This window comes from Gordonia sihwensis NBRC 108236 (assembly GCF_000333035.1).
GTDB classification, from domain to species: Bacteria; Actinomycetota; Actinomycetes; order Mycobacteriales; family Mycobacteriaceae; genus Gordonia; species Gordonia sihwensis.
In genome coordinates this window covers 199,470-223,114 of the sequence record NZ_BANU01000001.1, presented here as the reverse complement: position 1 = coordinate 223,114, position 23,645 = coordinate 199,470, and the positions used below count along the sequence as shown (strand labels likewise).

Here is a 23,645-nt window from a genome sequence, read left to right as displayed (position 1 = left end):
TCATTCCTCCACGATCTTCAGTGCTTGGGTCGGGCAGAACCGAACAGCGGCCTCCACTTCGGCGCGCTGCGATTCGTCAGGGTTCTCGTTCAGGATCGTCACCGCGTCACGGCCCGCCTCGAAGATGTCGGGGGCTTCCAACTCGCACATCCCGTGTCCCTGACACAGATCCAGATCGACGACGACGCGCATCACCGCTCCCGCCGCCGGTAGGCCACCCGGCACGGCTGCTGCAACTGCACGACCATCTTGGAATGGTCGTTGCGGTAGCTGTCCGGCTCCTGAACCAGGGAGAACTCATAGTTGCGCAGCAGCACCGAGAAGATCGCCTTCAACTGCATCATCGCGAACTGCGCGCCGACGCAGCGATGCCGTCCGGCACCGAACGGGATCCACGTCCAGCGATTGACCAGATCCTCCTGCCGCGGCTGCTCGTACCGAGCGGGATCGAAGGAGTCCGGGTCCGGAAAGTCCTCCGGCAGCCGGTTCGAGACCGCAGGCGAGACCGCGATCGACTGTCCGGCGCGAACCGTGACCCCGCCGACCTCGAAGTCCTCCTGAACCAGGCGCATCAGGATGATCAGCGGCGGATGCAGTCGCAGCGCCTCCTTGATCGCGCCTTCCAGCTTCGGGATCTGACGCATCGCAGCGAAGCTGTACTCGACGCCGTCCGAGTAGATCCCGTCGAGTTCGCCGACGACCTCGGCGAGATGGTCCGGATGTTTGAGCAGTTCGATCAGCGTCCACGCCGCCGTCCCCGAAGTGGTGTGGTGGCCCGCGAACATCATCGAGATGAAGATGCCGGTCACGGTGTCCGGACTGAACATCTGCGAACCGTCGTCGTTCTTCAGCGACACCAGCACGTCGAGCAGATCCCGGTCGGCGGAGTCGGCCGGCGGGTTCGCGATACGGCGGTCCATCACGCCGCCGATGAACTCCACCAACTCGGCGCGCGCGGCGTCGCGTCGGCGGAAACTCTCGATGTCGGCGTGCATGTCGACGTAGGCGATCGGGTCGGTGCCCTTCTCCAGCTCGTGATAGAGGTGCGCGATGTGGCCCGACAGCTCTTCGCGGAACTTGCGTCCGATCAGGCACGACGACGAGGTGTACAGCGTCAGTTCGGCGAAGAAGTCGAGCAGATCGATTTCGCCGGCGTCGCCCCAGCCGGCGATCATCCGTTCCACCTCGTCGGGGATGGTGACCGCGTGCTGCTTCATGTGCGCCCCCTTGAGCGCCTGATTGTGCAGCATCTCGCTGCGCCGCTCGGGACTGGTGTCGAAGACGACGCCCTCACCGAAGATCGGAGTCATGAAGGGGTACGCGGCGCCCTGATCGAGCACCTCGTCGGGCGCGCGGAAGAACTCTTCGTTCGCGGCCGCACCGCTCACCAGGACCACCTCCCGGTCGGCGAGCTGGAACATCCCGACGTCGCCGTGCTCGGCCCGGACACGCCGGAACAGGCCGATCGGATCGGTGGCGAGCTCGTCGAGGTGTCCGTGCTCGCCCTCTCCGCCGGATACGCGGATCGATGCTGCAGGGTCGGAGGATGCTGCGTGGTCAGAGGGTTCAGTGTGAGATGCGCTCGTGGTCATGCCGGTGCTCCTTCCGAATGCGCGACCGGTTCGGGCTGGGCGGGGGTGGACGATTCCGGCGGTACGAGCTCGCCCTCGGCTTCGACGTCGACCGATCGCATGTGCGCGCCGGGCGGCATCGAGATCATCGCCATGACAGCCGAAGCCAGATTCTCGGGTGTGAGGAAGTTGCCGTGCCGGGCCAGGCCGAACGCGATCCAGTCGTTGAGCATCGCCTCGGTCTGCTTCTGATCGAGATTCATGCCCATGCCCGTGATCGTCTGGCCGGGCCGCACCAGACCGGCGCGCACCCCGGTGCCCTCCAACTCCATGTCGATGGTGGCGACCATGCCCTCGACACCGCATTTGGCGGCGACGTACGCCGACGACCACGGACGCGGGTGGGCGACGACGTCGGAACTGATGAACACGATGTCGCCACGGCGGCGCGCGATCATCGCGGGCGCCACCGCGCGGTAGAGCCGGTACGCGCCGACCAGGTGCACATCGATCTGCGCCGCCCACTCGTCCACCGGCATCTCGTGGGCTCGGCCGATCTGGAGATCGCCGGCACCGGCGACCACCACTTCGAGGGGACCCAGCGCCTCCTGCGCCGCGTCGACCGCGGTCCGGACGGCGTCGTCGTCGGTCACGTCGAGCGCGACGGCGACCGCTTCGCCTCCGTCGGCGACGATCCGTGCGGCAGTCGCGGCACACTTCTCCACACGGCGTGCGCCGAGGGCGACCGGATGGCCGACCGCGGCGAGGGCCAGGGCGGTGGCCTCGCCGATGCCGGACGAGGCACCGGCGACCAGCACGGGCCGACGTCCGGGATGGGGCTGAAATCTCATCGGGGGACCACTTTCATCGGGAGGGACGCGAAACCGCGGACGTTCACCGAGTGCACGCGTTCGGCGGCGTCGACGTCGACGTCGAAACTCTTGACGGTTCGGGCGATCTCGGCGAGGCCGAGGTCGGCCTCGAGTCGGGCCAGGTGCGCTCCCAGGCAGAAGTGCGTGCCGAGTCCGAACGAGAGGATGGTGCGGCTGCTGTCACGGCCGATGCGGTACTGGTCCGCGTCCGGCCCGAAGACCTCTTCGTCTCGATTCGCCGAACCGATCAGCAGCAGCACCCGATCGCCCGCGGGAATGGTGTAGCCGCCGTATTCGACGTCGTCGACCACGCGCCGCAGCAGCATCTGCGTGGAGGTGTCGAACCGGAGCGTCTCCTGGACCCAGTCCCCGACGACGGCCGCCGGATCGGCGCCCGCGCCGACCTCATCGAGGATCCCCGCCACCTGCCCCCCGCTGCGATGACCCCAGTAGACGGAATTCGCCAGCAGCTTGGTGGTGGTCTCGTTGCCCGCGACCACCATGAGCATCATGAAGCCGATGATCTCCTGGTCGGTCATCGTGGTGCGCTCGCCCTTCGCCGCGGCCACCCCGTCTCCGACGAGTTCGGCGCCGATCAGCGCGGAGACGAGGTCGTCGCCCGGGCGTCTGCGACGGTCGGCGAGCAACTCCGCGTAATAGCCGTGCAACTCCAGGTAGGCGCGCACAGCGGCTTCGGGGACATCGGTGACGCCCTCCTCCCGGTGGATCAGCAGATCCGACTGCCGTCGCAGGTATGCGCGGTCGGACGGCCCGACCCCGAGCAGCTCCGAGACCACGTCCATCGGCAACAGTCCGGCGAAGTCGTGGACGAAGTCGAACTCCCCCATCTCCACGCAGCGCGCCCAGTGCCGATTCGTCAGCTCGTGGATCCGAGGTGCGAGCTCGCTGACCCGGCGCGGCGTGAATCCCTTCGAGACGAGCTTGCGCAGGCGCAGGTGGCGCGGGTCGTCCATCGCCAGGAAGCTCATCGCGTACTCGGCGTTCTCGTTGTACGACGTCGGATCCATCGAGACGCCCCAGCTGTTCGACAGCCGCACGTTGTCGCGGAAGGCCTCGGAGACGTCGTCGTGCCGGGCCAGCGCCCAGAAGTCGCCGTCGGTGTTGCGGTACACCGGCGCGTCGCGGCGCAGCCGCGCGTAGGTCGGATACGGGTCCTCGTGAAAGTCGTAGTCGTACGGGTCGAACGGAATCGACTCCTGCATTCCGGTGTCGGTGACGGTCAACGTCTCATTCCCATCAATCGTTGAAGAGCAGTGCGGCGGCCGCGACCAGCCGCTCGGATGTCGCTTCGTAGGTCAGGTGTCCCATGCCGGCGGTGACGAGTCCGCCTGCGTAGAGCATCTGCAGGGCGTCCACCACCCGAGGGGCATCGGGGTGGTCGTCACCGACCGCGGCGGCGAGGCGGTCGTGAATGAACCCGCCGATCCGCCACCGCAGGTGCTCGGAGTCCGGGTCGCTGCCCAGCAGCGCGACGGTGACGGCTCCGCCGAGCTGTCCCTCTCCGGCGACCACGGTCGAGACTCCGCGCAGCACCTGCGCCACGCGCTCGGCCCGGGGCAGGGAGGCGTCCACCTCGGGCACTCCGGCGGCCAGACGCCGCCAGAACACCTCCGCCACCAGGTGACTCTTCGAGCTGAAATACGTGTAGGCGGTGGCCGGCGCCACCCCCGCGCGCTTCGCGACGTCACGCACCGAGAGCGCATCGAAGCCGTCCGCGGCGAGGATCTCGACGGCCGCCTCGGTCATCTTGGTGATCTTCTCGGCCTGCTGCGGACTCAGGCGCCGCCGGGTGGACTCGGCCGCGACACCGGCGGACTCGACTGGGGTGGACATGTGACGCACGCTACTCTACGGTTGAACCGAAGTCCAGACACCTGTCCAGATGGAGTTCTGACAATGACCCGAGCGAGCCTCCCACTCAGGCCCGACACCGCCACCGACCTGCTCGTCGACGGCGCCCTGATCCCCGGTTCCGGCGGCGTCTTCGACGTCGTCAACCCCGCTACGGAGGAGGTGATCGGCCAGGCGGCCGAAGCCACCGCGTCCGACATGGATCGGGCGATCGAGGCCGCCCGCCGAGCCTTCGATCGGACCGACTGGTCGCGCGACCACGCCTTCCGCGCCCACTGCCTGCGGCAACTGCGCGACGCACTGCTCGCGCACGCGGACGAACTGCGGGAGCTGACGGTCGCCGAAGTGGGCTGTCCCACGTTCCTGACGCACGGCCCGCAGCTGGTGGGGCCGATCACCGATCTCGGGTACTTCGCCGACCTCGCCGAGAGCTATTCGTGGATCACCGATCTCGGCGAGGCGAGCCCGATGGGCATCAAGAACCGGCGAGAGCTGCGCGCCGAGGCGATCGGTGTGGTCGGCGCGATCACACCGTGGAACTTTCCGCACCAGATCAACTTCGCCAAGATCGGTCCGGCGCTCGCCGCCGGCTGCACCGTGGTCCTGAAGCCGGCCCCGGACACCCCGTGGTGTGCCGCGCTGGTCGGGAAGGTGATCGCCGAGGAGACCGACTGCCCTCCGGGCGTGGTCAACATCGTCACCTCCACCGACCACGCACTCGGTGAGCAACTGTGCACCGACCCCCGCGTCGATCTCGTCTCGTTCACCGGTTCCACCGACACCGGCCGCAGGGTGATGGCCGCCGCCGCGCCCACGCTCAAGAAGGTCTTTCTGGAACTCGGCGGCAAGTCGGCCTTCATCGTGCTCGACGACGCCGACCTTGCAGCCGCCTGTTCGATGGCGGCGTTCTCCGTCGTGACTCACGCCGGGCAGGGCTGCGCCATCACCACCCGTCTGCTGGTGCCGCGCGAGAAGCTCGCGGCCGCCGTCGAACTCACCAAGAACGCGATGGCGGGCCTGTCCGCGGCGGACCCGACGGACCCGGGAACGGTCTGCGGACCGCTCATCTCCGCCCGGCAGCGGGAGCGCGTCGAGAACTACCTGCGTCTGGCACGCGAGGAGGGCGGCGTGATCGAGATCGGCGGTGGCCGGCCCGCCGGACTGGACCGCGGTTTCTTCGTCGAACCGACGCTCATCTCCGGCGTCGGCAACTCCGCTCGCGTCGCACAGGAGGAGATCTTCGGCCCGGTGCTGGTGATCATCCCGCACGATGGCGACGACGACGCGATCGATCTCGCCAACGACTCCCCCTACGGACTGTCGGGCGCCGTGTGGGGCACATCGCCGGAACGGGTGAACGCCGTGGTCGACGGCGTCCGCACCGGGACGATGAGCGTCAACGGCGGCATCTGGTACTCCGCCGACGTCCCGTTCGGCGGCTACAAGCAGAGCGGAATCGGGCGAGAGATGGGCCGCGCCGGTTTCGAGGAGTACCTCGAGATCAAGGCGGTCGCCACACCCGTATAGGGAGGTCGGCCCCTCCCGCTCCCACCTCTCCCGCCGGCCTGCCCCGCCCGCTGGTTGAGCGAGCGAAGCGAGTCGAAACCTCCACCCCCGCCCACACCCCACAACACCCCGAAGGAACACCAATGACCAGATTCGCCGACAAGACCGCCATCGTCACCGGCGCCGCCGGAGGCATCGGAGAGGCCTACGCCCGGGCACTCGCCGACGAGGGCGCGTACGTGGTGATCGCCGATGTCAACGACGACGCCGGACGGTCGGTGGCCGACGCGATCGGAGGCATGTACGTGCACACCGACGTCTCCGACCCCGACTCCGCGGCATCGCTCGCGACGGCCGTCGTTGACGAACGCGGGAAGATCGACGCGCTCGTCAACAACGCCGCGATCTACGGCGGCATGAAGCTCGACTTCCTGACCACCGTGCCGTGGGACTACTACAAGAAGTTCATGAGCGTGAACCTCGACGGTGCGCTCAACGTGACCCGCGCCTGCTACCCGCATATGCGGCACGGCGGGGCGATCGTGAACCAGTCGTCGACGGCGGCCTGGCTGTACAGCGGCTTCTACGGTCTGGCCAAGGTGGGCGTCAACGGCCTCACCCAGCAGCTCGCCGTCGAACTCGGCGGTCAGCGCATCCGCATCAACGCGATCGCCCCCGGCCCCATCGACACCGAGGCCACCCGCTCCACCACTCCCGCCGCGATGGTCGACGACATGGTCGCCAAGCTCCCGCTGGGGCGGATGGGCACGCCGCAGGATCTGGTCGGCATGTGTCTGTTCCTGCTGTCCGACGAGGCGTCCTGGATCACCGGACAGATCTTCAACGTCGACGGCGGACAGGTCATCCGCTCATGAGCGAGGCACTGCGGCTGGGCTGTGTCGGGCTCGGCAACATCGGCGGTCCGATGGCTGCGCGCCTGGCCGGATCCGCTCCGACCACCGTCTTCGACCTCTCTCCGGATGCCGTCGCCACCCTGGTCGATGCGGGCGCGGTCGCCGTGGACGGTCTGCCCGAACTCGCGTCCGCCAGCGATCTGGTCAGCATCTGCGTTCGCGACGACGCCCAGGTCCGCGAGGTGATCGGGGAACTGCGCCCGCACCTGGCGCCGGGCTCGCTCATCGCGATCCACTCCACCATCGCCCCCGAGACGGCGGCCGAGCAGGCCGCCGCGTGCGCGGCGGACGGGATCGTCGTGCTCGACGCTCCGATCTCCGGCGGCGCCCCCGGGGCTGCGGAGGGCCGGCTGGCGATCATGATCGGCGGCGATCGCGCCGGCTACGAGCGGGCCAGAGCCGCACTCGCGCCGGCGGGCGATCTCATCGTCCATGCCGGCCCGGCGGCCGGCGACGGAACGCGGATGAAGCTGGCCCGCAACCTGCTGCACTTCGTCTCCTTCGCCGCCACGGCCGAGGCGTCCCGACTCGCCGAGGCCGCCGGAATCGACATCGCACAACTCGGGCGAGTGGTCCGGCACACCGATGCGATCACCGGCGGTGCGGGCGCGATCATGCTTCGTGACACCACCGGGCCGATCGCTCCCGACGACTTCTGGTTCGGTGTCTTCACGCACGTCCGCGATCTCGGCGAGAAGGACCTGACCCTGGCACTGACACTGGCCGACCGGCTCGGCGTCGACCTCCCGCTGGGCCGCCGCGCCCTCACCGATCTGGCCGCCGGACTCGGTGTGCCCCATTCCGCCCACGACACACGCCGCGACGGCTGATCCGGCGCGCAGCGAAATGAACCGAACCGAAGGAGCATTGTGAACCCGACCCCGCAAGACGATCTGCCCCCGATGACCGAGCAACGCCGCAAGGGCCTGGCGACGATGTCGGAGGTGTACGGCTGGGAGATGTCCGACGGTCCGGGCGACTTCTTCGCGCACACCGCCGATCAGGTCTTCGGCGAGGTGTGGAGCCGCGAGGGCCTCACCCACCGCGACCGCAGGCTGGTACTCCTCGGCGCGCTGGCCGCCAACGGTCAGGTGGACGTCGCCGAGATCCAGGCGGCGGCGGCGCTCGGCAACGGCGAACTCACGCCGGAGGAGCTGAACGAGATCGGACTGTTCCTCTGCTACTACGTCGGCTGGCCGCTGGGCACCAAGATGACGATGATGTTCGGCGAGGTCGCCGGCAAGCACCGGAAGTCCGAGCACTGAGCCCGAACCCGCGCCCGTCGAGACCGCGCACGACCATAGGCTGACCGGCATGGACTTTCGATTGGTAGACCTCAGCGCCGACGAGATCGCTGCGCAGCTCGCCGTGGTGGAACCGCTGACCGAGTCGGTCCGCGCGCTGATCGACGCGGTGATCCGCACCGAGGTGCCCGACGACGATCTGGACGACGCGCGCCGGCGGATCGACGCGGTCACCGCCTCACTGCGCGCAGCGCAGAAGCCGGGCAGCTACGGAGTGCCGTTCACCCGCGACTTCACCGGCATGCCGTGGGGCAACGCGGCCGTGGGTGTGCGCAACGCCATCGCTCCCCCGCTGCGGGTCGACCACCACGACGACGGGACGGCCACCGCTCGGGTACGGCTCGGCGCCGCGTACGAGGGCCCGGCCGGCCTGGTCCACGGCGGGATCTCGGCCATGCTGCTCGATCAGATGCTCGGCGAAGCGGCCAGCGTCGGCAACGGAACCCCCTGCTTCACCGGCACGCTCACCGTGAAGTACCTGCGCCCGACACCTCTCGGCGACGTCGATCTGCGCGCCCGCACCACCGGATCGGAGGGACGGAAGGTCTTCGTGCGGGCCGAACTCTGCGACGCGGACGGTCCGACGGTGACGGCGGAGGGAATCATGGTCTCACCGAGGAATCTCCCGTCCCGGGATCAGATCGCGAAGTTGCGTGCAGCGACCGCCGCAGATCACGACGCCTGACGACGAGGTCAGGACGTACCTGCGTCCGGACCGTTCCCGTCGGTCTCCACGAGCCAGCGCTGGGCATCGGCGTAGGCGGTGTCGAGACCACCGAAGACATGCCGGGACGCGGGCACGACATTCTCCTCGCCCAGCGCTCGGACCAGGCCCGCTCGCGTCACCGCGTCGATCATCGCGGGACTGACGCCCGCGAGCATGAGACGCCCGCCCGACTTCCGCAATGCCTCGGCCTTCGCGCGCAGCAGCTTCTGCAGTGTCGCCGACGGCACGTCGGGCAGGACGCGTACGTTCAGAATCACCACGAACCGGCCCGGTGCGGAGGGCGGCGCCGGCCACGTCTCGGAGATGCGGGGCACTTCTGCGAACAGCGCGACGCCGGCGTAGTACAGCACGGTGATCCCGTTGGCGGGCAGCGTCTTCGGCGGTTCTTCCAGACGCCAGCCCTCGTCGTCTCGGACCAGCGCCAGCAGCCGGGCGCTGCGCGCCGCCTGAACGCAGTACAGCACCAGCGAGATTCCGGCACCGACGAGGATCGCGTACTGCAGGGGGATCTGGGTCGTCGCGAGGAAGGTCGCCACCATCGCGACGGCGCTCAGCGGCGCCGTGCGCAGAACCAGAGTGACGTCGGCCCATCGACCCTGAATCAACTCGAACCCGATGACGAACAGCAGTCCCCCGATGACAGGCATCGGGATGATCTGCGCGGCGGCGCCGGCGATCAGCACGAGAACCACCAGCCACGCACCGGCGAAGACGCCCGCCCAGCGGCTCGTCGCGCCCGCGGAGACCGCGACACCTGTGCGGGACAGGGATCCGCCTGTCGGCAACGATCCGAAGAAGCCGCCGACGATGTTGGCCGCACCCTGCGCCGAGAAGTCCCCGGACGCACTCGCCTTCGATCCGTCCGGGTTCGGCACCGCCGCCGAGATGCCCGCTGCCTGAGCGAGACCGACCAGGGCGATGGCGAACGCTCCGAGAACGAGGTTCGGGAATGCACTCAGATCCGGAAACGTGAACGGCGGCAGACTGTTCGGCACCTTCGCGATATCACCGACGGTCTCCGTGTCGGCACCGGTCACCGCGGCCACCGCGGTGACCGCGACGAGTGCGATCAGCGTGGCGTACGACTTGACCGGTCTGACGAACTGCAGAACTCCCCACACCGCGACGGTGCCGAGCGCCACCGCCACCGACGCCCCCGACCATTGGGGCACGTGTCCGAGCACCTCGACGAACTTCACGACGGTGTTGTGCCGTTCCGGGTCGTAGCCGGTGACGTCGCCGAGCACCCCCGCCACGATCTGTACGGCGATGCCGACCGTGAATCCGGTCATCACGGCGCTCGAGACGAAGTCCATGATCGCGCCGACGCGCAGCAGACCCATCACCAGCATCACGGCACCGACCGCCACCGTCAGCATCGCGATGTTCCCGACGTCGTGCGGGTCGAGGCCGGCCGAGGACAGCACACTCTGCGACGACAGTGCGATAGCGCTGGTCAGGGTGGTGACCATCAACGCGGTCCGGGCGAACATCGACCCCACGAGTGTCGAGAGCATCCCCGAATACAGACCGCTGACCGGATTGAATCCACCGATCGACGCGTACGCCATCCCCTCCGGGATGGAGAACAACGCGGTCACCAGACCGGATACGGCATCCGCTGGTCTCGGCCGCGAGATGTTTCGGATCCGGCGCATGATCGCTGACACGGCCACCTCAGACGTTCCTCTCCGCATTCTGCGAACCTCGTCGGATCTCGACCGGCCGAGCACTCAATTCCGGTGCGTTAGCCACCACCAGCCACGCCGCGAGCGTGGAGAAGAGCAGTGGAACCATGAGATCCATCTGCGGCACGATCGCCAACCCGAGGAACAGACTCAGCCAGCCGTTGCGCGCAGCGGCCACCGAGATCCCGACTACCGACGCGCTCACGCACAGGGTCAGCGGTATCGAGGTCCAGAGTGTGTGAACGCCGAATCCGAAGGCCGCTCCGATGAACACCGCGGGGAAGATCCGGCCGCCCCGGAAACCTGACGCCCCGGCGACCAGCAGCGCGCACAGCTTCACCGCCGCGAACACGAAGAATCCCATGGCGGTGGTGGTCGCCACCTCGCCCGGCAGCTCGTTCATCTGCTCGAGGCCTTTGAACAGGGTGATGGTGCCGCCGAGCGCACCGAGGCCGCCGAGGACCGCCCCGGCCACGGTCAGCCGCACCACGGGACCGGGCAACCGGGTGTTCAGCAGTCGGTGCAGGGGGTCGAAGAGCGCGGCACCGACCACGCCGACGGTTGCCGCGGCCGCCGCGACACCGATGGCGAGGAGCACGTGGACCACACCGCCGATCGTCTCGTCCGGCAGACCCATCGACAGCCCGAGATCGGTGAAGTGCAGCATCACGAACGAACCGGTCGCCGCGGCGACGAGCGGCACGTACAGCCGGTGCCACAGCGGGACGCGGGGATCGCCGCTGTTGAGTTCGGACAGCATCAGCGCCGCGGCGACCGGTGTCCCGAACATCGCGCCGATCGTGGCCGAGGTCGACAGCCCCATCCACTCCTTCTGCCCCAGCTTCGGCACGATCCGGACACCCAGCCCGACGATGATCGCGGCGTTGATCGCCATGATCGGGTTCTCCGGCCCCAGGCTCACCCCGCCGGACAGGGTCAGAACGGTGGCGAGCACGAGGCCGGGGAGCACGCGTATTTCGAGAGGAGTGGAGACGAGTCCCTCCGTCGCCGGATCGGGGCCGGCATGGCCCGGCAGGTACCGGATCACGAGTCCGGCGAGCAGACCGACAGCGGTGAGCGTCCCGAAGATGAACCAGCCGTTGTCGCCGGACACGCCGAGCGCGGCACTGAGATCGTCCCAGACCAGTTTCTGAACCAGTTCCGCTAGCGCCGAGACGCCCCACAGCCCGAGCGCGCACAGCGCGCCGACCGCGATCCCGACAGGGGTCAGCGCGATCATCTGCGCGACCGGCGACCGGACCGTCGGCGTTGCAGCGGCGCAGGACCCGGTTTCGTCCATCGCAGTCCTTTCGTCGCCCGTCGCGCGACCCACGCGTCCGGCATGGTCGGTAACCCAATGGTCGGTCACTGCAATGGTCGGTCACTGTGGGCCGGCGGATCCGGAGGCGTCACCCGCGGCGAATGACCCACCCGGCTCGATCGTTCCCACCGGTCCGCCGGCCACCGATCGGCCGTTCGGTAGCGTCGAGGCCATGTGTGACGATCATCGCATGGAGCCCTTCTCCGCCGAGGAGTCCGAAGCCGTTCAGCGCATCTGGCGAGAGCTGGGCATTCCGGGGCTCATCGACGTGCACACCCACTTCATGCCGCGCCGGGTGATGGACAAGGTCTGGGCGTACTTCGACTCCGCCGGCCCGATGCTCGGCAGGCAGTGGCCGATCGCCTACCGGGCCGACGAGGACCGCCGCGTCGAGACGCTGCGCGCGTTCGGTGTGCGCGCGTACTCGTCGATGATCTATCCCCACAAACCCGATATGGCCCGATGGCTCAACAGTTGGGCGGCGGAGTTCGCGTCGGCGCACCCGGACTGCCTTCAGACGGCGACCTTCTACCCGGAGGAGGGGGCCGCGGCGTACGTCTCCGAGGCGATCGACGCCGGAGCGAGGATCTTCAAGTCGCACATCCAGGTCGGCGCGTACTCGCCGATCGATCCGCTGCTCGACGGCGTGTGGGGACGGATCGACGACGCCCAGATCCCCGTGGTGATCCACTGCGGTTCGGGTCCGGCACCGGGCGAGTTCACCGGCCCGGAACCGATCGACGAACTGCTGCGGCGGTTCCCGAGCCTGCCGCTCATCGTCGCGCACATGGGCACCCCCGAGTACGAGCCCTTCCTCGCACTCGCCGAACGGTACGAGAACGTCCGGCTCGACACGACGATGTCGTTCACCGCGTTCTCGGAGGAGTCGGCGCCGTACCCCCGCGAGCTCTTCGGCCGGCTTCGGGACGTCGGCGAGAAGATCCTCTTCGGCAGCGATTTCCCCAACATTCCGTACAGCTACACCGAGGCGCTCGCCGCCTGCGCCCGGCTCGACCTCGGCGACCGCTGGCTGCGCGGCGTGTTCCACGACAACGCCGCCGCGCTCTTCGGAATCGGCTGACACCGTGTACGTCGACACGACGATCGTCTGTCGATTGGAGCAGATGGGCGCGGCATCGGCCGCCGCCGAATCGGCCGGATACGACGGAGTGTGGACCTTCGAAGGCGCCCACGATCCGTTCCTGCCGCTGCTGCTCGCCGCGGAACGCACCGAGCGGGTACGGCTCGGGACCTCGGTGGCGATCGCGTTCGCCCGAAACCCGATGCTGCTGGCGACCACCGCATGGGACCTGCAGGCCTATTCACGCGGGCGGTTCGTGCTCGGCCTCGGCACTCAGATCAAGCCGCACATCACCCGCCGATACGGGATGCCGTGGAGCCGCCCCGCCGACCGGATCCGCGACATGGTCACTGCGATCCGCGCGATCTGGGACAGCTGGGAGACGGGCGGCCGCCTCGACCACCGCGGCGAGTTCTACCAGCACACGCTGATGCCGCCGCTGTTCCGGCCCGACGCGCGAGAGGTGGAGGGCTTCGGTCCGCCGCCGATCTGGCTTGCGGGCGTGGGGCCGAGGATGACGGCGGTCGCGGGCGAGACGGCCGACGGATTCCTCTCGCATCCGCTGTGCCCGCCCGCGTTCCTGCGTGAGACCACCCTGCCCGCGTTGGCCGCAGGCGCGGCGTCGGCGCGGCGCCGGGTCCCGGAGGTCCACCACTCGGCGATGGTGATCACCGGGCGCGACGCAGCCGACCGCGCGGCGGCGCGCGAAGCCGTGCGGACGCAGGTCGCGTTCTACGGCTCCACGCCCGCCTACCATCCGGTCCTCGAAGCCGTCGGCCACGCCGAGCTCGGCCCCAGGCTGCACGAGCTCTCACGCGCAGGCGACTGGACGGCGATGGCTCAGATGGTCGACGACGCGCTGGTCGACGCCGTCGCGGTCACCGTCGACGACATCGGCACGGGCGCTGCCGAGTTGGTGGATCGGTACGGACCGTGGGTGGACCGGCTGGGCTTCAACACGCCCTACCGCGCCGATCCGGCCCTGCTCGCGGACCTCGCCGCCGCGGTCCGGGAGGCCTCGGTCACGAGATCCGCACCACCGCCTTGCCCCGCACGCGACCCTCGGCCAGATCGGTGAGCGCCCGCGGCAGTTCGGCGAGTTCGTAGACGTGGTTCACCGGCGGTCGCATCCCCTCCCCGACCCACCGGACGATGTCCTCGTGCAGCAGCCCGGGCACCTCGGGGTGCGTCCGGATGTATTCGCCCCATGCCGCGCCGACGACGGAGATGTTCCGGAAGAGCACGCGGTTGAGCTTCACCGTCGGGATGCCGCCGGCGGCGAAGCCGATCACCACGAAACGGCCGTCGGGCGCGACGGTGCGGAGCGCCTCGTCGAAGACCTCACCGCCGACGGGATCGATCAGCACGTCCACGCCTCCCCCGGTGCGCTCGAGGACCCGGTCCTTCCACCCCTCGGTCAGTGCGATGACCTCGTCGGCGCCCAGCGCCCGGAGCATCTCCTCGTTGCCGGTCCGGTGCACCACCGCGACGACCCGGGCGCCGAGTGCCTTGGCGACGATGATCGAGGCCACACCGATGCCGCCCGCGGAACCGAGCACCCCGACGGTCTCACCGGTCCGCAGATTCGCCCGCATCTTCAAGGCGAACAGCGCGGTCTGGAAGTTGATGCCGAGCGCGGCGCCCTCGTCGAAGCTCAGTTCGTCGGGCAAGGGGAACAACTGCTGTTCGGCCACGGCGATCTGCTCACCGAATCCGCCGAGCATCGATGCGACGACCACGCGGTCGCCGACCGCGAACCGACCGCCCTCCGGAGCCGCGGCGACGACGCCGGCAACCTCGGTGCCGGGAACGAAGGGCAGCGGCGGCCGCAGCTGATACTCGCCGCGGCTCATCAGCAGGTCGGGGAAGCACACTCCGCACGACCGCACATCCACCAGGTACTGACCCGCTTGCGGCTCGGGAGCCGGAATCTCTTGCAGTTCCAGGCCTTCCGGGCCCACTTCATTGACGATCACCTGTGCTTTCATGACTTCCACGGTAACCGTCGGACACCTGTCTATACGATTGAACGATGGCATTGACCTCCCCCACCAACGGACTGTCCGACGAGCGTCTGCGCGTAGCCGACGAAGCGCCCGGCTTCATGCCGCTCGATGAGGCCCTCGCACTGCACGAGGCTGCGACGTCGTATCTCTCGCAGCCCGACTCGGTCGGCATCGGCGTCGAGATCGGCACCTACTGCGGAAAATCGACGGTGTTCCTCGGCGCCGCCGCCGAAGCACACGGCGCCCTGGTGGTCACCGTCGACCACCACCGCGGTTCGGAGGAGCATCAGCCGGGCTGGGAGTACCACGACACCGAACTCGTCGACAGTCACAGCGGACTGCTCGACACGGCCGCCCGCTTCCGGCGGACGATGTACGACGCCGGGCTGGAATCGACTGTGCTCGGGTTGCTCGCGCCCTCGACCGCCGCCGCGCGGGTCTGGGGACGCGAGGTGGATTTCGTGTTCATCGACGGCGGCCATTCGATGGAAGCCGCGCAGAACGACTACGACGGGTGGTCCGGGTGGGTCCGCGCCGGCGGCGCACTCCTCATCCACGACGTCTTCCCCGACCCGAACGACGGCGGGCGGCCGCCGTACGAGATCTACCGTCAGGCCCTCGACTCCGGCCGGTTCACCGAGCAGTCCGCGCACGGTTCACTGCGCGTCCTGCGGCGGATCCGCTGAGCCTACGCGGCGACTCCGAGTCCGAGCTTGCCCGCCAGCTTCTCCAGATACGAGCGCGCGGTGTCGGCGTTCTCGTCCGGCAGCCCGTAGAGGACGCGGGTGACTCCGATCCGGTCCCACCGCGCCAGACGCTCGGCGTCCGGCCGCATGTCGAGCGCGACGATCTGCGGTGCGCCGTCGCGTCCCGCGTCGGCCCAGATCGTCTTGAGCAGGGCCACCGACTCGTCGATGTCGGTCTCGCCCGGTGTCGTGATCCAACCGTCCGCATTGCGCGCGATCCACGTGAAGTTCTTCTCGGTGCCCGCCGCGCCCACCGACACCCCGATGGTCCGGGACGGTTTCGGCCACGCCCAACTGGGACCGAAATCGACGAACTCGCCGTGGTACTCGGCCTCGTCCTGCGTCCACAGGGCGCGCATCGCCTCGAGGTATTCGCGCAGCATCGTGCGCCGGCGGCCCGCCGGGACGTGGTGGTCCGACAACTCGTCCAGGTTCCAGCCGAAGCCCACGCCGAGGCGCACGCGTCCGCCCGACAGGTGATCGAGGGTCGCGATCGTCTTCGCGAGGGTCAGCGGGTCCGACTGCACGGGCAGCGCCACCGCCGTCGACAGTTCGATGCGCGAGGTGACCGCCGCCGCGGCCGCCAACGACGTCCATGGGTCCAGCGTCCGGGTGTACCTCTCGTCGGGGAGACTCGCGTCGCCGGTCCGCGGGTGGGCCGCCTCGCGCCTGGTCGGGATGTGACTGTGCTCGGGCACGTAGTACGCGGCGAAGCCCGCCTGCTCGATCAGCGGCGCCAACTCGTGCGGTCGCAGACCGCGGTCGCTGGTGAACTGCACGATTCCGTAATCCACTTGGCCCTCCGAACTCAGACGCCCTCACTGGACGCTAGACTGGACACTAGTCCAATCATCGCCCTTGCGCTACCGGTTCATCGGCTGCGAGACGGTCGTCGTCGAGTTCGGCGAAGATGCCGCCGGCGGGTGTCGCACGGCTGATCGCGTCCGCCGCGAGGATCACCGCGGCCGACGTCCAGCAACTGCGCTCCACCGGCCAGCGCTTACCGTCCGCGAAGACCAGCCCGGTCCAGTACGAACCGTCGGGATCACGCAGGTGCTGAATCGACTCCACCATCGCCGCCGCGCGATCCACGTCGCCGAGCGCCTCCAGCGCCAGCGCGAGCTCGCTGGTCTCGGCGCCGGTGACCCACGGGCGATGGTCCACGCACCGCGCTCCCAGTCCGGGAACCACGAACCTCTCCCACTCCGCATCGATCTGCGCGCGGCCGGCATCGCCGCGCAGGGGCCCGCCGAGAACCGGGTAATACCAGTCCATCGAATGCTCGCCGGCCGGGACGAAGACCTCGTCGGGCCGGGTGAACGCCACCGCGAGGTCACCGCGCGCACGCTCCCACGTGCCGGCGTCGGCTCCCACCTCGCCCGCGATGCGGATACCGCAGCACAGCGCCGAGTAGATGCTCGAATTGCCGGTCCGGAGGGCGTCGTCGAACATGGCTCCGGTCCGGTAGTCGGCCGCCCATCGGAACGCCCCGTCGCCGCGCTGGAACATCAACACCCGGTCCAGAGCGGCACGCACCGTGGGCCACATGCTCCACAGGAAGGCCTCGTCACCGGTGATCAGATAATGATGCCACACTCCGACCGCGATGTAGGCGCAGAAGTTGCTGTCGACGCCGGGGTCGACGACCCGCCCGGCCCGCAGCTCCATCGGCCAGGAACCGTCGTCGCGCTGGGTGTGCGCCGACCATTCGTACGCCGCACGAGCAGCGTCGAGGTAGCCGCTCGCCGACAAGGCCATCGCCGACTCGACGTGATCCCACGGGTCGGTCTTGCCGCCCGGGAACCACGGAAGCGCACCGTCGGGCTCCTGCATTCCGACGATCGCGGCTCCGGTCGCGCGCACTTGCGCGGGCGTCAGGACGCCGGACACGGAGGGGACGGCCATCGTTACGCGGATTCGGCGAGTCCGGCCGGCTTGCGCAAGTAGATCGCCACCGACTTCCCGACGAGCGGATTCAAGAGTTGCTCGCCCGCACGGGTGACCCACGGCTTACTCATCATGTCCCACACCAGCATCTTGTGATAGCCGCGGACCAGCGGGTTGCGGTCGTTGTCGACGCCGACCGCGCACTTGAGCCACCAATACGGCGCGTGCAGGGCATGCGCGTGTCCCGATCCGGTGATCTCCAGGCCCGCGGCCGCGAGCTTGTCGGCCAGCTCCGACTCGCGGTAGATACGGACGTGGCCGCCCTCCACCTCGTGGTACTCGTCCGAGAGCGCCCAGCACACCTTCTCCGGCCAGTAGCGGGGAACGGTGACCGCGGCCGACCCGCCGGGTTTGAGGATGCGGACCATTTCGGCGATGGCCGCCTCGTCGTCGGGGATGTGCTCCAGGATCTCCGACATCAGCACGACGTCGAAGGACTCGTCGTCGTAGGGCAGCGCGAGCGCGTCGCCGACCTCGGTGCGCGCGACACCCGATTCGGGAACCTCCCCCGCCGCGGCCAGCGCGCCGAACATCTCCGCGACGTCGGCCATGTCCTTCTCGTTCTGGTCGAAGGCGATGACCTCCGCACCGCGGCGCAGCATCTCATACGAGTGACGGCCCTGACCGGCGCCGATGTCGATGGCCTTGACTCCCGGTCCGACGGCGAGACGGTCGAAATCCACAGTGAGCACGCGTCAGTTCCCTTCGCCCGCGGCGGCGTCGACGGCCGCCCGATATCGATCCGCTGTCGCTTTGGCGACTGCCGACCAGCTGTACCTCGAGGTGGCACGGGCGCGACCGCCCGCGCCCGTGCGCGCCGCCAGTTCCGGATCCTCGAGCAGCCGGAGCAGCGCCTGCGCGAGAGCGCCGGCATCGCCGGGAGGAACCAGAAGGGCGGCCGACTCGTCCTCGCCGACCACCTCCGGGATCGCGCCCGCACGAGTCGCCACCAGCGGTGTGCCACAACTCATGGCCTCCACCGCGGGCAACGAGAAGCCCTCGTACAGCGAGGGCACACAGGCGATCTCCGCGCTCGCCAACAGGTCGGCCAGCTCGGCGTCGTCGAGTCCGGAGACCACCGACACCCGCTCGCCGATGGACAGTTCGTCGATCAGCCGCGCCGAGGGGCCATCCGGATCCAGCTTCGACACCAGCGTGAGGTGCACGTCCCGTTCGACGGCCACCTTGGCGACCGCCTCCAGCAGGTACGAGACCCCCTTGAGCGGTGCGTCGGCGCTCGCGACGCACACGATCCGCCCGGGGACCCGCTCGCCGCGGGGCGCGTACAGATCGACGTCGACGCCCAGCGGGATGGTCGCCAGTGCGCCCGGCTCCACGTGAAACGCATCGCGGATGTCCTGTTCGCTGCTGTTCGAGACGGTCAGCAGCGACGGAATCCGCCGCGCCACGCGGCCCTGCATCGCCAGGAACGAATGCCACCGCCACGCGCTGATCTTCTTCAGTCCCACGGCGGCCTTCACCGCCAGCGAACGGTCGCGGGTGATCGGGTGATGGATCGTCGCCACCAGCGGGAAACCCTGACGCTTGATGTCGAGCAGCCCGTAGCCCAGGCATTGGTTGTCGTGCACCACGTCGAAGTCGTCTCGCCGGCCGCGCAGCAGCCGGGCCATCCGCAGACTGAACGTCAGCGGTTCACCGAACGCCGCGGTCCACATGGCCGCCACCTCGAGCACGTCGATCCAGTCGCGATACTCGCCGAGCCGCGGAGTCCGGAACGGTTCGGGTTCGCCGTACAGGTCCAGGCTCGGCACCTTGGTGAGCCGGACTCCGGCGTCGAGCTCGGGATACGGCTGTCCGGAGAAGACCTCCACGTCGTGGCCGAGTGCGACCAGTTCCCGCGAGAGGTGGCGGACGTACACGCCTTGGCCCCCGCAGTGCGGTTTGCTGCGGTACGACAGCAGCGCGATCCGCACTAGAGGGCCTGTCCGACGGGATCGGCCTGACCGGCCACGCCGGTCATCTCCTCCACGGAGACGAACTTGACCCGTCGGCGGCCGGACTCCGACCCGGCCTCGCGTTCGGCCGCGTCGATGCGTTTCCAGCCGGCCAGATCCACGCGATGTGCGCCGCGAGAGGCCACCAGGTCGGCGACGTCGGAGTTGTCGACCGCGGGATCCGTCAGCGCGCCGGCGGCGAAGTCGGCCAGGATCGCCGCCGCGGCCTCCTCGCCGCACAGCCGGTTCCGGCCGATGCCCCCGGTGGGTCCGCGCTTGACCCAGCCGGCGACGAAGACGCCCGGAATCGGATCCCCGGCCGACCCGTCGAGGACGCGGCTGTCGGCGTTCGGGACCACCGACCGGCCCTCGTCGAAGGGCAGGCCCTTGATCGGCCGGCTCCGGTATCCGATCGACCGGACGATCAGCCCGGCGTCGAGCTCGGAGATCTCGTCGGTGCGCTCGATCCCGCCGTCGCCGATGTAGCGGTTGCGCACCAGCTTCACCGAGGCGGCCGCACCGTCACCGGTGATCTCCACCGGAGAGGTCAGGAAGCGGAATACGATCCGTCGATTCCCCTCGGTCCGCGGCATCGCGGCGAACTCCCGGGCCAGGCGGATCTTGGTCGCGATCACCGAGTCCAGCGAGTCGTCGGCCAGCGCGGCCGCCGTCTCTTCGGACAGCGTCAACTCCGATTCGTCGATCACCACGTCGACGCCTTCGAGGTCGGCCAGCGACACGAACTCCCCGTTGGTGAAGGCGCCGTGCTCGATACCGCGCCGTCCCACGACCACCACTTCGCGCACCTTGGACGCGCGGAGGACGTCGAGTGCGTGGTCGGCGATGTCCGTCCGTGCGAGCTCGTCGGGATCGGTGACCAGGATGCGCGCCACGTCGAGCGCCACGTTTCCGTTGCCGATCACCACCGCGCGCTCGGCACTGAGGTCGAACTCCCGCTGTGCGTGGTCGGGGTGGCCGTTGTACCAGGCCACGAAGTCGGTCGCGGCGATCGAGCCCGCCAGATCCTCACCGGGGATGTCGAGGCGGCGGTCGTGTGCGGCGCCGACGGCGTAGAGGACGGCACCGTAGCGTTCGCGCAGTTCGTCGTGGGTGATGTGCTCGCCCACCTCCACGCCCAGGTGGTAGGTGAAGTTCCGCTTCCGCTCCACCGCGGCGAAGGTCTCCTCGACCCCCTTCGTCTGCGCGTGGTCGGGGGCGACTCCGGCCCGGACCAGCCCGTACGGGGTGGGCAGACGGTCGAACATGTCGACGCGCACCTGGGCCTTCTTGACCAGCTCCTGGGCAGCGTAGAAGGCGGCGGGCCCGGCTCCGACGATGGCGACACGGAGTTCGGTGTCGGGCAGCTGCGGCGGCTTGGGATGCCGCACGAGTCCGCCTTCGACGTCGTGGTCCTTGTAGTAGTCGGCGTTGATCTGGAGGAAGGGCTCTTCCCTCTCGGGCAGCTGATCGTCCGGATAGATCGCGCTCACCGGACACTCGTCGATGCAGGCGCCGCAGTCGATGCACGTCTCCGGGTCGATGTAGAGCATCTCGGCGGTGAGGAAGTCCGGTTCGTCCGGTGTCGGATGAATGCAATTGACCGGGCAGACGGCAACGCAAGATCCGTCGTTACAGCAGGATCGCGTGATTACGTGCGTCATCTGGGACATCCCTTCGAGCTCAAGGGTGAACGTGTTCTAGTTTCTCCGAGAGTACCGTATTCGAGGTCACACCCCCGCCATGCCCGAAGCGTATCCCCGTCTCCGGACGAAGCAGAGGAGTCCCCACCCGAATGACCGCACCGCAGGCCTACCGGCCCCTGGAGGACCGCAAGCCGGGAGCCGACTTCTACTCGGCCGGATACCGCGTCCGGACCGGCGACATCGACCAGGACATGAGAGTTCGGCTCGACGGGATCGCTCGATATCTGCAGGACGTCGCGAACGACAACATCGCCGTCCTTCCGTTCGCCGACACCGATCCCTTCTGGATCATCCGCCGGACCGTGATCGACGTCCTCGAACCGATCACCTGGCCGTCGGAGCTGAGGATGGAACGGTGGTGCGGCGCACTGTCGACGCGGTGGACCAACATGCGCGTCCGGATCACCGCCGAGGGCGGAACCAACCGGTTCAATCCCGAGCCGCGGCCCGACGGCCTCGTGGAGACCGAGGCCTTCTGGATCAACATGACCGAGTCGGGAACGCCCGCACGCATCAGCGATCTCGCGATGGAGACGCTCACCGCGATGACGGACGAGCACCGGTTGCGCTGGAAGGCGATGAATCCCGCCACCCCGCCGGCGGCCGAAGCACTGGAACTGCCCGACCGGGAACACGTCCTGCGGATCACCGACTTCGACCCGTTCAAACACCTCAACAACGCCGCCTATTTCGAAGCGGTCGAGGACGAGCTGGTCCATCACGCCGACCTGATCGACGGACCGCACCGGGCGATCATCGAGTACCTGCGTCCGATCACCCCCGGCACGCGCGTCACCATCCGCAGGCAGCGGCTCGACGGCACCCTGCTGATCTGGTTCGTCATCCCGGACGACGCCGGCGAACCGCAGGTGGCGGCGTCGGTCTCGGTGGCGTCGATTCCCGCGCCGTGAATCAATCCGCGCCGTGAATCCCGCGCGGACTAGTTGGCGCCGGTCAGGATCAACTCCATCAGTTTGACCGGCGCGGCACAGGCGTCACCGGCCTGCTGCCCCTCTGGTTCCACCCACCACGTGAAGATCCCGCCTGCGGGCGACTTCGCGGTCACTCCGCAGACAGCCGGCCTCGCGGGGTCGCGCTGGGTGAAGGCCGCTTGACTCTGCACCGAGATGTTCTCGGTGGTGAAGCCGAGATGCTGCGCGGTCTCCTTCTCCAGGTTGTAATCGCCCCACTCGAACCAGTTGAAGGTCACGTCGATCTGCTGCGGCAGCACCGACCAACGGCAGTTCGCTCCGAAGAAGTTCGATTCGGCGGTGGTTCCGCCCACCGCCTTCGCGATCGTCGCCGCGGGCAGTACCTCGCACTCGGCGAGCAGTTTGTCGAAACGGCTGGTGTCGACGTGGCCGGTGTCGGAACCGACCGCTCCTCCCTCGCGGACGGGTTGTCCGTCCACCGTGCACGCTGCCGACGCCGCGACCGCTGCCAGGCCCAGCACCGCCGCGGTCGCCCGCCTCCGGATCGACGTCATGCCGCCCCCTTCACGACCTTCTCGGTGATGCTCTTCGCGGCGCCGCACAGCTGGTCCTCGGCGATGGTGGGACCGGCGCCCGGACTGATCGGCGACGCCAGCGAGATCTCGATGAAGTCGGCGTCCCACGCGACGCCGATCTCGCAGATGCCCGCGGTATGGGCGAGGAAGCCGGGATTGCCGTCGATCTCGTAGTCCTGCGTCGTGTCGCGGCTGAGCTGTTCGGTCCCTCGCTCGCGTCCGATCGGCGAGCCGCGGTACCAGTTGAACGAGACCGAACCGTTGCGCTGCGCGTCGGCGCGCCATTCACACGTCGAGGGATTGTCGATCGCCAGCCGCAGACCCGCCATGCCCGACATCCGGACCACGTCGTCGGTCGTGAGCCCACCGCATCGCGCGAACTGCGGACCCGTTCCCGCCTTCGGCGTCTCGGAGACATCTGCCGAGTCGGAACCGCCGCCCGAGCACCCGGCGAGCAGCAGTGCCGCGAGCGCGGCGAGCGTCACCAGCATGATCTCCGAGCGGAAACGGTCGAGTTGCCTGCGTTCGCGCTTCGTCGGCCGTCCCGAACCCCGATCGCGCCGCGGGAGGCTGGCAAGAACCTCCCGCGGCGGCGGAGGCGGACTGTGGTCGATGTAGCACTCGGCCGCGGCCGGTGCGGAGACCCGTTTGCTGATCAGCCGCGTCACCTCGACGATCCGCTCGCGACCGTTCAGCCGCACGGTGACCCGGTCGCCGATCGAGACCGGCGCCGCGGGTTTGGCGGTCGCACCGTTGAGCTGGACGTGTCCGGCGCGGCACGCGGCACCCGCGGCCGACCGCGTCTTGGTGAGCCGGATCGCCCAGATCCAGCTGTCGATGCGCGTCGCCATCACGCCCCTTCCCGTGGCAGTCCGATCGTCCCCCACAGTAATCGGACCCGCGGACTCCGCCCGGAAGACGCAGT

24 protein-coding genes are annotated in these 23,645 nt (G+C 68.9%); 9 read left to right on the top strand and 15 right to left on the bottom strand.

Annotation, left to right across the window (positions count from 1 at the left end; genetic code table 11):
- Genes GSI01S_RS01140 through GSI01S_RS01120 form a run of 5 tightly spaced genes read right to left on the bottom strand, consistent with a single transcriptional unit; the run spans position 1 to position 4,297 of the window.
- Positions 1–192 (bottom strand): ferredoxin, encoded by a 192-nt coding sequence (locus GSI01S_RS01140; protein ID WP_006894447.1) that lies wholly within the window; start codon positions 190–192, stop codon positions 1–3.
- Complete coding sequence (locus GSI01S_RS01135; protein ID WP_006894446.1) at positions 192–1,592, bottom strand: cytochrome P450; 1,401 nt, start codon at positions 1,590–1,592, stop codon at positions 192–194. Before GSI01S_RS01135 ends, GSI01S_RS01140 begins: the two co-directional genes overlap by 1 nt.
- Entirely contained in the window at positions 1,589–2,422 is an 834-nt protein-coding gene (locus GSI01S_RS01130) for an SDR family oxidoreductase (protein ID WP_006894445.1), read from the bottom strand. The genes GSI01S_RS01135 and GSI01S_RS01130 overlap by 4 nt, the downstream gene beginning before the upstream one ends.
- On the bottom strand, positions 2,419–3,666 hold the full coding sequence (locus GSI01S_RS01125; protein WP_039866656.1) for a cytochrome P450: 1,248 nt from the start codon (positions 3,664–3,666) through the stop codon (positions 2,419–2,421). The genes GSI01S_RS01130 and GSI01S_RS01125 overlap by 4 nt, the downstream gene beginning before the upstream one ends.
- Before the next feature lie 34 nt (positions 3,667–3,700).
- Positions 3,701–4,297, bottom strand: a complete 597-nt coding sequence (locus tag GSI01S_RS01120; protein WP_006894443.1) for a TetR/AcrR family transcriptional regulator — start codon at positions 4,295–4,297, stop codon at positions 3,701–3,703.
- A gap of 63 nt (positions 4,298–4,360) precedes the next feature.
- Between GSI01S_RS01120 and GSI01S_RS01115 the strand changes: the two genes are divergently transcribed.
- From GSI01S_RS01115 to GSI01S_RS01095, 5 genes are all read left to right on the top strand, one after another.
- Positions 4,361–5,842, top strand: a complete 1,482-nt coding sequence (locus tag GSI01S_RS01115; RefSeq protein WP_006894442.1) for an aldehyde dehydrogenase — start codon at positions 4,361–4,363, stop codon at positions 5,840–5,842.
- 122 nt (positions 5,843–5,964) lie between these two features.
- On the top strand, positions 5,965–6,696 hold the full coding sequence (locus GSI01S_RS01110) for an SDR family oxidoreductase (RefSeq protein ID WP_006894441.1): 732 nt from the start codon (positions 5,965–5,967) through the stop codon (positions 6,694–6,696).
- Complete coding sequence (locus GSI01S_RS01105; protein WP_006894440.1) at positions 6,693–7,565, top strand: NAD(P)-dependent oxidoreductase; 873 nt, start codon at positions 6,693–6,695, stop codon at positions 7,563–7,565. The genes GSI01S_RS01110 and GSI01S_RS01105 overlap by 4 nt, the downstream gene beginning before the upstream one ends.
- Positions 7,566–7,637: 72 nt before the next feature.
- A complete protein-coding gene (locus tag GSI01S_RS01100) occupies positions 7,638–8,000 on the top strand; it encodes a carboxymuconolactone decarboxylase family protein (protein WP_039866654.1) in 363 nt (120 codons plus the stop codon).
- A gap of 49 nt (positions 8,001–8,049) precedes the next feature.
- Entirely contained in the window at positions 8,050–8,724 is a 675-nt protein-coding gene (locus tag GSI01S_RS01095) for a PaaI family thioesterase (protein WP_006894438.1), read from the top strand.
- 8 nt (positions 8,725–8,732) lie between these two features.
- Here GSI01S_RS01095 and GSI01S_RS01090 read toward each other — a convergent pair whose 3' ends face one another.
- Both GSI01S_RS01090 and GSI01S_RS01085 read right to left on the bottom strand, forming a co-directional pair.
- Positions 8,733–10,436, bottom strand: coding sequence for a SulP family inorganic anion transporter (locus tag GSI01S_RS01090; RefSeq protein WP_233500108.1), 1,704 nt, complete (start codon positions 10,434–10,436; stop codon positions 8,733–8,735).
- A gap of 7 nt (positions 10,437–10,443) precedes the next feature.
- Positions 10,444–11,754, bottom strand: coding sequence for an ion channel protein (locus GSI01S_RS01085; protein ID WP_006894436.1), 1,311 nt, complete (start codon positions 11,752–11,754; stop codon positions 10,444–10,446).
- Between the two features lie 193 nt (positions 11,755–11,947).
- On the opposite strand from GSI01S_RS01085, the gene GSI01S_RS01080 reads away from it, so the two are divergent.
- Together GSI01S_RS01080 and GSI01S_RS01075 are read left to right on the top strand one after the other, a co-directional pair.
- The gene (locus GSI01S_RS01080) at positions 11,948–12,856 is read left to right on the top strand and encodes an amidohydrolase family protein (RefSeq protein ID WP_039866649.1); all 909 of its coding nucleotides are present in this window, start codon (positions 11,948–11,950) and stop codon (positions 12,854–12,856) included.
- Positions 12,857–12,899: 43 nt separating this feature from the next.
- The gene (locus GSI01S_RS01075) at positions 12,900–13,934 is read left to right on the top strand and encodes a TIGR03617 family F420-dependent LLM class oxidoreductase (protein WP_081598046.1); all 1,035 of its coding nucleotides are present in this window, start codon (positions 12,900–12,902) and stop codon (positions 13,932–13,934) included.
- Here GSI01S_RS01075 and GSI01S_RS01070 read toward each other — a convergent pair.
- The gene (locus GSI01S_RS01070) at positions 13,879–14,844 is read right to left on the bottom strand and encodes an NADPH:quinone oxidoreductase family protein (RefSeq protein WP_174302270.1); all 966 of its coding nucleotides are present in this window, start codon (positions 14,842–14,844) and stop codon (positions 13,879–13,881) included. The two genes, GSI01S_RS01075 and GSI01S_RS01070, sit on opposite strands and share 56 nt — an antisense overlap.
- Before the next feature lie 44 nt (positions 14,845–14,888).
- Here GSI01S_RS01070 and GSI01S_RS01065 point away from each other — a divergent pair, with 44 nt between their 5' ends.
- The gene (locus GSI01S_RS01065) at positions 14,889–15,548 is read left to right on the top strand and encodes a class I SAM-dependent methyltransferase (protein WP_006894432.1); all 660 of its coding nucleotides are present in this window, start codon (positions 14,889–14,891) and stop codon (positions 15,546–15,548) included.
- Positions 15,549–15,550: 2 nt separating this feature from the next.
- Here GSI01S_RS01065 and GSI01S_RS01060 read toward each other — a convergent pair whose 3' ends face one another.
- The 5 genes from GSI01S_RS01060 to GSI01S_RS01040 are packed head-to-tail and all read right to left on the bottom strand — an operon-like array spanning position 15,551 to position 21,171.
- Positions 15,551–16,402: an LLM class F420-dependent oxidoreductase gene (locus GSI01S_RS01060; protein WP_006894431.1), complete on the bottom strand. Its 852-nt coding sequence runs from the start codon at positions 16,400–16,402 to the stop codon at positions 15,551–15,553.
- Positions 16,403–16,457: 55 nt separating this feature from the next.
- On the bottom strand, positions 16,458–17,513 hold the full coding sequence (locus GSI01S_RS01055; protein ID WP_006894430.1) for a hypothetical protein: 1,056 nt from the start codon (positions 17,511–17,513) through the stop codon (positions 16,458–16,460).
- A gap of 2 nt (positions 17,514–17,515) precedes the next feature.
- Positions 17,516–18,247 (bottom strand): class I SAM-dependent methyltransferase, encoded by a 732-nt coding sequence (locus tag GSI01S_RS01050; RefSeq protein WP_006894429.1) that lies wholly within the window; start codon positions 18,245–18,247, stop codon positions 17,516–17,518.
- Positions 18,248–18,250: 3 nt separating this feature from the next.
- Positions 18,251–19,489, bottom strand: coding sequence for a glycosyltransferase family 4 protein (locus tag GSI01S_RS01045; RefSeq protein ID WP_006894428.1), 1,239 nt, complete (start codon positions 19,487–19,489; stop codon positions 18,251–18,253).
- Positions 19,489–21,171 (bottom strand): FAD-dependent oxidoreductase, encoded by a 1,683-nt coding sequence (locus tag GSI01S_RS01040; RefSeq protein WP_006894427.1) that lies wholly within the window; start codon positions 21,169–21,171, stop codon positions 19,489–19,491. The genes GSI01S_RS01045 and GSI01S_RS01040 overlap by 1 nt, the downstream gene beginning before the upstream one ends.
- A 131-nt stretch (positions 21,172–21,302) precedes the next feature.
- Here GSI01S_RS01040 and GSI01S_RS01035 point away from each other — a divergent pair, with 131 nt between their 5' ends.
- Positions 21,303–22,124: an acyl-[acyl-carrier-protein] thioesterase gene (locus GSI01S_RS01035; protein ID WP_006894426.1), complete on the top strand. Its 822-nt coding sequence runs from the start codon at positions 21,303–21,305 to the stop codon at positions 22,122–22,124.
- Between the two features lie 29 nt (positions 22,125–22,153).
- On the opposite strand, the gene GSI01S_RS01030 is transcribed toward GSI01S_RS01035, so the two are convergent.
- Both GSI01S_RS01030 and GSI01S_RS01025 read right to left on the bottom strand, forming a co-directional pair.
- Entirely contained in the window at positions 22,154–22,699 is a 546-nt protein-coding gene (locus tag GSI01S_RS01030; protein ID WP_006894425.1) for a DUF3558 domain-containing protein, read from the bottom strand.
- Positions 22,696–23,571 carry a DUF3558 family protein gene (locus GSI01S_RS01025; protein WP_006894424.1) on the bottom strand — a complete coding sequence of 292 codons (876 nt, stop codon included), beginning with the start codon at positions 23,569–23,571 and terminating at the stop codon, positions 22,696–22,698. Before GSI01S_RS01025 ends, GSI01S_RS01030 begins: the two co-directional genes overlap by 4 nt.
- Positions 23,572–23,645 lie beyond the last annotated feature (74 nt).

Bases quoted from the DNA above. Each gene is read 5' to 3' on its own strand.
- GSI01S_RS01110 (WP_006894441.1), top strand. From the start codon at position 5,965: ATGACCAGATTCGCCGACAAGACCGCCATCGTCACCGGCGCCGCCGGA.
- GSI01S_RS01025 (WP_006894424.1), bottom strand. From the start codon at position 23,571: ATGGCGACGCGCATCGACAGCTGGATCTGGGCGATCCGGCTCACCAAG.
- GSI01S_RS01040 (WP_006894427.1), bottom strand. From the start codon at position 21,171: ATGACGCACGTAATCACGCGATCCTGCTGTAACGACGGATCTTGCGTT.
- GSI01S_RS01130 (WP_006894445.1), bottom strand. From the start codon at position 2,422: ATGAGATTTCAGCCCCATCCCGGACGTCGGCCCGTGCTGGTCGCCGGT.
- GSI01S_RS01105 (WP_006894440.1), top strand. From the start codon at position 6,693: ATGAGCGAGGCACTGCGGCTGGGCTGTGTCGGGCTCGGCAACATCGGC.
- GSI01S_RS01085 (WP_006894436.1), bottom strand. From the start codon at position 11,754: ATGGACGAAACCGGGTCCTGCGCCGCTGCAACGCCGACGGTCCGGTCG.
- GSI01S_RS01140 (WP_006894447.1), bottom strand. From the start codon at position 192: ATGCGCGTCGTCGTCGATCTGGATCTGTGTCAGGGACACGGGATGTGC.
- GSI01S_RS01070 (WP_174302270.1), bottom strand. From the start codon at position 14,844: ATGAAAGCACAGGTGATCGTCAATGAAGTGGGCCCGGAAGGCCTGGAA.
- GSI01S_RS01080 (WP_039866649.1), top strand. From the start codon at position 11,948: ATGTGTGACGATCATCGCATGGAGCCCTTCTCCGCCGAGGAGTCCGAA.
- GSI01S_RS01135 (WP_006894446.1), bottom strand. From the start codon at position 1,592: ATGACCACGAGCGCATCTCACACTGAACCCTCTGACCACGCAGCATCC.
- GSI01S_RS01065 (WP_006894432.1), top strand. From the start codon at position 14,889: ATGGCATTGACCTCCCCCACCAACGGACTGTCCGACGAGCGTCTGCGC.
- GSI01S_RS01115 (WP_006894442.1), top strand. From the start codon at position 4,361: ATGACCCGAGCGAGCCTCCCACTCAGGCCCGACACCGCCACCGACCTG.
- GSI01S_RS01120 (WP_006894443.1), bottom strand. From the start codon at position 4,297: ATGTCCACCCCAGTCGAGTCCGCCGGTGTCGCGGCCGAGTCCACCCGG.
- GSI01S_RS01055 (WP_006894430.1), bottom strand. From the start codon at position 17,513: ATGGCCGTCCCCTCCGTGTCCGGCGTCCTGACGCCCGCGCAAGTGCGC.
- GSI01S_RS01125 (WP_039866656.1), bottom strand. From the start codon at position 3,666: ATGCAGGAGTCGATTCCGTTCGACCCGTACGACTACGACTTTCACGAG.
- GSI01S_RS01030 (WP_006894425.1), bottom strand. From the start codon at position 22,699: ATGACGTCGATCCGGAGGCGGGCGACCGCGGCGGTGCTGGGCCTGGCA.
- GSI01S_RS01095 (WP_006894438.1), top strand. From the start codon at position 8,050: ATGGACTTTCGATTGGTAGACCTCAGCGCCGACGAGATCGCTGCGCAG.
- GSI01S_RS01075 (WP_081598046.1), top strand. From the start codon at position 12,900: ATGGGCGCGGCATCGGCCGCCGCCGAATCGGCCGGATACGACGGAGTG.
- GSI01S_RS01100 (WP_039866654.1), top strand. From the start codon at position 7,638: ATGACCGAGCAACGCCGCAAGGGCCTGGCGACGATGTCGGAGGTGTAC.
- GSI01S_RS01035 (WP_006894426.1), top strand. From the start codon at position 21,303: ATGACCGCACCGCAGGCCTACCGGCCCCTGGAGGACCGCAAGCCGGGA.